This is a genomic window from Planomonospora corallina (assembly GCF_042650625.1).
Taxonomy (GTDB): domain Bacteria; phylum Actinomycetota; class Actinomycetes; order Streptosporangiales; family Streptosporangiaceae; genus Planomonospora_B; species Planomonospora_B corallina.
This window is the reverse complement of sequence record NZ_JBHSBM010000005.1, coordinates 37,566-44,372: the sequence shown is the minus strand read 5'-3', so window position 1 is coordinate 44,372 and position 6,807 is coordinate 37,566. Positions and strand designations below refer to the sequence as shown.

Here is a 6,807-nt window from a genome sequence, read left to right as displayed (position 1 = left end):
GCCCCCCCCGCCGCCCGGGGGCCTCCTCGCGGTGGCGGGGCCTCAGGCCTGCTGGGGGACGGCCCCCGCGGACGTCCCCCGGTCACCGGGGAGGTCCGTGTCGTGGATCTCCGGGGCGATCAGCAGGCCGACGGCGGTGACGGCGAGCGCCGCCACCACGTACAGGGAGATCGCCACGGTGCTCTGGAACGTGCCGTAGAGCTCCAGGGCGAGGATGGGGGCCAGCGCGCCGCCGAAGATCCCGGCGACCTGGTAGCCCATGGAGGCGCCGCTGTAGCGCAGCCGGGTGCTGAACAGCTCGGCGATGAACGCCGCCTGCGGGCCGTACATCGCGGCGTGGCAGGCCAGCGCCGTGATCGCGGCCAGCGCGATCACCGGGAAGGACCTGCTGTCCAGCAGCGGGAAGAAGGCGAACACCCAGACGGCGGTCGCGGCGGCGCCCGCCAAGTAGACCGGGCGCCTGCCCACCCGGTCGGAGAGCGCGCCGAACAGCGGGATGAGGAAGAGCTGGACGGCCGAGCCGATCAGCACCGCGTTCAGCGCGACGCCGCGGTCCATGCCCAGGGTCCCGCTGACGTAGGAGAGGCTGTAGGTGACGAACGTGTAGAAGGCGACGTCCACGCCGATGCGCGCGCAGAAGGCCGAGGCCAGCGCCCGGGGGTGGGCGCGGAAGACCTCCAGCAGCGGCATCTTCGCCTTCGTCCCGCTCTGCTCCACCTCGGCGAAGAGCGGCGACTCCACGATCCGGAGCCGGATCCACAGGCCCACGACCACGAGCAGGCCCGACAGCAGGAACGGCACCCGCCAGCCCCAGGACAGGAACGCCTCCTCCGGCAGGGCCGCGGACATGATCCCGAGCACGCCGGCGGCCAGCAGGTTTCCCGCGGGCACGCCGGCCTGCGGCCAGCTGGCGTTGAAGCCGCGCCTGCGCGGGTCGCCGTGCTCGATGGACATCAGCACGGCTCCGCCCCACTCGCCGCCCAGGCCGAGACCCTGCAGGAAGCGCAGGGCGACCAGGAGGAGCGGCGCGGTGACGCCGAGTGTGGCGTAGGTGGGCAGCAGGCCGATGAGGAAGGTCGCGACGCCCATCAGCAGCAGGGTCGCCACGAGCACGTTCTTGCGGCCGGCGCGGTCGCCGAAGTGGCCGAAGACGATGCCGCCCAGAGGGCGGGCGACGAACCCGATGGCGTAGGTGAGCAGGGCCAGCAGCGTCCCGGTCAGGGGCTCGAAGGTGGGGAAGAAGAGCTTGTTGAACACCAGGGCGGCGGCCGAGCCGTACAGGAAGAAGTCGTACCACTCCAGTGAGGTGCCGATCAGTCCGGCGAGGATGACCCGCCGGGTCTGGGAGCCTGCCATCGCACTCGCTCCTTACGGTGGGGGATTGGAATCAACATAAGGATTGTTCAACAATTCGACAAGAGACTTGTTCGATGATTCTGTTGGCCCGTGGACAACGCCGTCGCCGAACTCGCGCACGACCGCGACCGCCTGGGGCGTAGCAGCACCGCCGAGCGGGTCGCCGACATCCTGCGCGAGCGGATCGCCCAGGGACTCTTCACGCCGGGCCAGCGCCTTTCCGAGGAGGCCATCGGGACGGCGCTCGGCGTCTCCCGCAACACCCTGCGCGAGGCCTTTCGGCTGCTCGGCCACGAGCGCCTGCTGGAGCACCGGCTCAACCGCGGCGTGTTCGTGCGGGTGCTCTCGGCGCAGGACGTGGCGGACGTCTACCGGGTGCGCCGGGTGATCGAGGGCGCCGCCGTACGGCACGGCGCGACCGCCCCGCCCGAGGCGCTCGCCCCGATCCGGGCCGCCGTCGCCGAGGCGGCCCGGGCCGCGCAGGAGGGCCGCTGGCCGGACGTGGGCACCGCGAACATCCGCTTCCACCAGGCGCTGGCCGCGCTGAACGGCAGCCCCCGGCTGGACGAGGCCATGCGCCAGCTCCTGGCCGAGCTGCGCCTGGTCTTCCACGTCATGGAGAACCCGCGGGACTTCCACGAGCCGTTCGTGGGCCGCAACCTGGAGCTGGTCGAGCTGCTGGAGGCCGGCCGCGCGGCGGAGGCCGGGGCAGCGCTGGAGCGCTATCTCGACGACGCCGAGGAGCTCCTGCTCCGGGCCTACGCGCCGCGCCCGTGACCGCCCGCGCCGTACGGCTCCCACGATCCGTAATGATCCATAACGGTCCGTGCGGCCGCGCCGGGTCCGTGCGGCGCGGAGGCACCCCGGGGCGGCGGCTCGTGGCCGGGCGGACGAGGGCGACAATGGGCGCATGACGTCCCCTGTCCCGGATGTTCCGGATGTCGTGGTGGTGACCGGTCCCGGCCTGGTCGCCGATCTCCGCCTGCTCTCCGAGACCGCCGAGCGCGAGTTCGACCGGCTGGGCGTCCGGGGGAGGGTGGTGGCCGCCGCCGGGGCGGCGGAGGTGGAGGCGCTCCTGGCCTCGCCGGAGACCCCGGTCGTGCTGCCCGGTCCCACTCGCGAGGTGCGGGCCCTGATGGCCCGCCACCCCCGGGCGGTCTGGCTCGACCTGCACCCCGTCGCGGACCCCGCGGGCCCGGAGCACCTGCACGGACGCGGGGTCTGGGGGCTGGTGTGGGCGGTCCGGCGCGCCGTGCACCGGCTCCGCCGGCCCGCCCGCCGGATCGCCTACGGACCGCACCCCGACCAGTGGGCGGAGGTGCGGCCCGCGCGCGGGGCGGCCGGGCCCGCCCCGGTGGCGGTGGTGCTGCACGGCGGCTACTGGCGGTCCATCTGGGGCGCCGACCTGATGGACGCGCTCTGCGCCGACCTGGCCGGGCGCGGCCTGGCCGCCTGGAACCTCGAGTACCGCCGCCCCGACCGGCACGGCTGGGCCGCGACCACCGAGGACGTGGCCGCCGGGGTCGCGCTGGCCGCGCGGGAGGCGGCCGGACCGCTCGTGGTGATCGGCCACTCGGCGGGCGGGCAGCTCGCCCTGCGCGCGGCGGCCGACGACCACCGGGTCTCCCTCGCGGTCGCCCTCGCCGGGGTGCTCGACCTGGTGGAGGCCGACCGCAGGAGGCTCAGCGCCGGCGCGGTCGCCGCCGCGCTCGGCGGCCCGGCCGGCGAGGCTCCCGAGGTCCCCGAGGTCTACGCCCGTTCCAGTCCGCTGGAGCGTGTCCCGCTGAAGGTCCCCCAGCTCGTCGTCCAGGGCGGCGGGGACGACCCGGACCTGGTCGACCTGGGCCGCCGCTACGCCCGGGCGGCCCGCGCCGCGGGGGACGACGTGACCTACCTGGAGATGCCGGGCGACCACTTCGACGTGATCGACCCGGCCTCGCCGATCTGGCGGGCGGCCGCTGGGGCGATCGGCGACCGGTTGGGCGGCGGCTCCCGGCGGGGGTGAGGCCGCGCGGGGCGCCGGGCGCGGGCGTGCGGCCCCGCCGGGACCGGGGGCGCGGGCCCGGCGGGACCACCGCGGAGGGCAGGGGAGGTCCGCGGAGGTCAGAGGGTCAGGGCGAGAGCGGGCGCCAGGGGACGGGGCTGGAGAGCACCATCATGCTCGACGGATGCCCGTACGGCGCCAGCCGGTCGATCAGCTCCTCGAAGGCCGCCATCGACGAGGCCGCCACCCGCAGCAGGCAGCACGTCTCCCCGGTGACCCGGTGCACCTCCAGGATCTCCGGCCAGGCGAGCGCCTGCTCGTCGCGGAGCACGCACCGGGGGCCGTAGCACGACATCCTGATCAGCGCCGCCACCGCGCGCCCGGCCAGGGCCGGGTCCACTCGGGCGTGGTAGCCGGTGATCACCCCGGTCTCCTCCAGCCGCCGCACCCGCTCGGCCACCGCGGGGGCCGACAGGTGCACCCGCCGGGAGAGCTCGCTGTAGGACAGCCGCGCGTCCCGCTGCAGCTCGGCCAGGAGTGCCCAGTCCATCGCGTCCATCGTCACGCTCCGTCATATGTGAACCGGAACCCGTCTCGGGCCTTGCGAACCAAAGGTAAACCGGCAAATCGCTTTTATTGCAATATTCTCCTGGTCGAGGTGCTGGGACAGGATGGAAGGGAGAACGACAAGGGGGAGCAGTGAACACCATCACGCAGCGCACCGAGCGGGACCGGGCCACCCGTGCCGCGGAGAACGGCGGGCTGCCCACGCTCGGCTTCGAATCCGTCACGCCGTACGACGAGTACGTCGGCACCGCCGCCCTGCACCGCCTCCAGCGCACCGTGACCGACGCGCCGGAGGAGCTCACCTTCCTGGTCACCACGCAGGTGATGGAGCTGTACTTCGGGCTGCTGCGCACCGAGTGGCGGCTGGCCCAGCGGCAGCTGGACGATGACGACGCCGGCGCCGCGCTCGCCACGATCCGGCGCACGGTGCTGCACTTCGAGGCGCTCAACGCCGCCTGGGGCCCGCTCGGCAGGCTCACCCCGGCGCAGTTCAACCGGTTCCGCGACGCGCTCGGCGAGGCGTCCGGTTTCCAGTCCGCGGCCTACCGGCACGTGGAGTTCCTGCTGGGCCTGAAGTCCGGGACCCTCATCCGCCCGCACCGCCGCAACCCCGCCGCCTACGGGGAACTCGTGGAGGCGCTGTCCCGGCCCAGTCTCTACGACTCGGTGCTGGCGTTCCTGGCCCGCAGCGGCTACGCGGTCCCGCGCGAGGTCACGGAACGTGACTACACCGACGAGTACCGGCCGAGCCCGGAGGTCGAGGCCGTCTGGGTCGAGGTCTGCCGGGGGCCCCTGGAGCCGCTGGCCGAGGCGCTCGCCGACCTGGCCGAGAGGTTCTCCGACTGGCGCTACCGCCACCTGATGGCGGTCCGCCGCTCCATGGGCGCCAAACCGGGTTCCGGCGGGTCCAGCGGGCTGGCCTGGCTGGAGCGGAGCATGCGCCGGGACGTCTTCCCCGAGATCTGGAGTGCTCGCACCCTGATGTGAGGCGGCGGGAGGCGCCCGCCGTACGGCCGCGCCCCGCGTGCGGGCCCGGAGCCCGTGCCGGCCCGCGCGGTCGCCGGCCGTACGGCGGATGCATCAGCATCGCTTAACTTCCAGGGAAGTGAAGCTAACTGGACCTGAACACCGCAGGGCTGTCAGGCTCGGGCCATGACGTTCTCCGGTGTCCACGTCCCGCTGATCACCCCCTTCGCCGCCGACGGCGAAGTCGCCCTCGACGCACTGGAGGGCCTGGCCCGCGCCGCGCTCGACGGCGGCGCGGCCGGGCTGGTCGCGCTCGGTACCACCGCGGAGGCCGCAGCGCTGACGGAGAAGGAACGGCGGGCGGTCGTCGAGGTGTGCGCCCGGGTCTGCCGGGAGCGGAGAGCCCCCCTGACCGTCGGGGCCGGGTCGGGCGACCCCCGGAGCGCCGCCGAGGAACTGCGCGCCCTCGCCGGCGTGGCCGACGCCGCGCTGGTCACCGTGCCGCCCTTCGTCCGCCCCGGCGAGGCGGGGGTGCTGGCCCACTTCACCGAGCTGTCCCGGCGCAGCCCGGTGCCGCTGCTCGTCTACAACATCCCCTACCGGACCGGCCAGGCGGTGGGCGCCGCCACGCTGCGCGCGATCGGCGCGCTGCCCATGGTGCGCGGGGTCAAGCAGGCGGTCGGCGGCGTCGACGCCGACACCGTGGCGCTGCTGGCGGACCCGCCGGCGGACTTCGCGGTCCTGGCGGGGGAGGACACGTTCTTCTCCGCGCTGCTCGCACTGGGCGCCGCCGGCGGCATCCTCGCCGCCGCCCACCTGCGCACCGCCGACTTCGCCGCCCTCGCCGAGGCCTGGCGCGCGGGGGAGACCGCCCGGGCCCGCGCCCTCGGCCACCGGCTCTCCGCGCTGGCGGCGGCCGTCTTCGCCGAGCCGAACCCCACGGTCCTCAAGGGCGTGCTCCACGCCCGGGGCGCGATCCCCACCCCAGCCGTACGGCTCCCGCTCCTGCCCGCCCGCCGGGAGCCGGTCGAGGCGGTGCTGGCGCTGCTGTGACGCGGGCGGCCGGGAGCCGGCCGGCTCGGCGCCGGCGCCGCTGGCGTGACGAGGGCGGCCCGGCGGCGTCAGGCCGGCTGGCAGCCCGGGCAGTGGAAGAGGTTGCGGCCGGCCAGCGTCTCGGTGCGGACCTCCGTCCCGCAGACCAGGCACGGCATGCCCGCCCGCCGGTAGACGTAGACCTCGCCGCCGTGGTCGTCGACGCGGGGCGGGCGGCCCATCGCCTCGGGCGTGTGCTCCGGCCGCACCGTGTCGATCCGGCCGGCCCGCACCCCCTCGGCCATCAGGACCACCAGGTCGGCCCAGACCGCCTCCCACCGCTCGCGCGGCAGCTCCCGGCCGGGCGTGGCCGGGGCGATGCCCTGCCGGAACAGCACCTCCGCCCGGTAGATGTTGCCCACGCCCGCGACCACCGACTGGTCCATCAGCAGCGCCGCCACGGACGTGCGGCTGCGCGAGATCCGCCGCCAGGCGAGCTCCGGGTCGGCGTCCGCGCGCAGCGGGTCGGGGCCGAGGCGGGCGTGCAGCGCCTTGACGTCGACCGGGTCCAGCAGTTCGCAGGTGTTGGGGCCGCGCAGATCGGCGTGGGCGTCCGGGCCGGTCAGGCGGAGCCGCACCGCGCCGGTGGGGGCGGGGGCGGGCAGCGGGCCGAAGGCGTACTTGCCGTAGATGCCGAGGTGGACGTGGAGCCAGCGGTCGTCGTCGAAGCCGAGCAGCAGGTGCTTGCCGTGCGCGTCGGCCTCCCGCAGCACCCGTCCGTCGATCTGCCGCGCCCCGGCGGCGAACCTGCCCTGCGGGCTCTCGGCGCGGACCGGCCGTCCGGCGAAGGCGCGCCGGTGCTCCGCGGCCAGGCGGTGGATGGTGTGTCCTTCGGGCATGGT

Annotated in this window: 7 protein-coding genes; 4 read left to right on the top strand and 3 right to left on the bottom strand. The window is 75.1% G+C overall.

The genetic code is table 11. The features are described 5' to 3' along the window. Positions 1-42 precede the first annotated feature (42 nt). Positions 43-1,356, bottom strand: a complete 1,314-nt coding sequence (locus ACFOWE_RS00890; protein WP_377284792.1) for an MFS transporter — start codon at positions 1,354-1,356, stop codon at positions 43-45. A gap of 90 nt (positions 1,357-1,446) precedes the next feature. On the opposite strand from ACFOWE_RS00890, the gene ACFOWE_RS00885 reads away from it, so the two are divergent. Both ACFOWE_RS00885 and ACFOWE_RS00880 read left to right on the top strand, forming a co-directional pair. Further along, positions 1,447-2,133, top strand: coding sequence for a GntR family transcriptional regulator (locus ACFOWE_RS00885; protein WP_377284791.1), 687 nt, complete (start codon positions 1,447-1,449; stop codon positions 2,131-2,133). A 133-nt stretch (positions 2,134-2,266) separates the two neighbouring features. After that, positions 2,267-3,361, top strand: coding sequence for an alpha/beta hydrolase (locus ACFOWE_RS00880; protein WP_377284790.1), 1,095 nt, complete (start codon positions 2,267-2,269; stop codon positions 3,359-3,361). 106 nt (positions 3,362-3,467) lie between these two features. Here ACFOWE_RS00880 and ACFOWE_RS00875 read toward each other — a convergent pair whose 3' ends face one another. After that, positions 3,468-3,899, bottom strand: coding sequence for an Lrp/AsnC family transcriptional regulator (locus ACFOWE_RS00875; protein ID WP_377284789.1), 432 nt, complete (start codon positions 3,897-3,899; stop codon positions 3,468-3,470). Positions 3,900-4,039: 140 nt separating this feature from the next. Here ACFOWE_RS00875 and ACFOWE_RS00870 point away from each other — a divergent pair, with 140 nt between their 5' ends. Next, on the top strand, positions 4,040-4,894 hold the full coding sequence (locus ACFOWE_RS00870) for a tryptophan 2,3-dioxygenase (RefSeq protein WP_377284788.1): 855 nt from the start codon (positions 4,040-4,042) through the stop codon (positions 4,892-4,894). Between the two features lie 165 nt (positions 4,895-5,059). Continuing rightward, complete coding sequence (locus tag ACFOWE_RS00865; protein WP_377284787.1) at positions 5,060-5,926, top strand: dihydrodipicolinate synthase family protein; 867 nt, start codon at positions 5,060-5,062, stop codon at positions 5,924-5,926. A gap of 68 nt (positions 5,927-5,994) precedes the next feature. Here ACFOWE_RS00865 and ACFOWE_RS00860 read toward each other — a convergent pair whose 3' ends face one another. Next, on the bottom strand, positions 5,995-6,804 hold the full coding sequence (locus ACFOWE_RS00860; RefSeq protein WP_377284786.1) for an Fpg/Nei family DNA glycosylase: 810 nt from the start codon (positions 6,802-6,804) through the stop codon (positions 5,995-5,997). Positions 6,805-6,807: the final 3 nt, after the last annotated feature.

Excerpts from the sequence above, each read along its gene's own strand:
- ACFOWE_RS00875 (WP_377284789.1), bottom strand. The coding sequence starts at position 3,899 with ATGGACGCGATGGACTGGGCACTCCTGGCCGAGCTGCAGCGGGACGCG.
- ACFOWE_RS00890 (WP_377284792.1), bottom strand. The coding sequence starts at position 1,356 with ATGGCAGGCTCCCAGACCCGGCGGGTCATCCTCGCCGGACTGATCGGC.
- ACFOWE_RS00865 (WP_377284787.1), top strand. The coding sequence starts at position 5,060 with ATGACGTTCTCCGGTGTCCACGTCCCGCTGATCACCCCCTTCGCCGCC.
- ACFOWE_RS00880 (WP_377284790.1), top strand. The coding sequence starts at position 2,267 with ATGACGTCCCCTGTCCCGGATGTTCCGGATGTCGTGGTGGTGACCGGT.
- ACFOWE_RS00860 (WP_377284786.1), bottom strand. The coding sequence starts at position 6,804 with ATGCCCGAAGGACACACCATCCACCGCCTGGCCGCGGAGCACCGGCGC.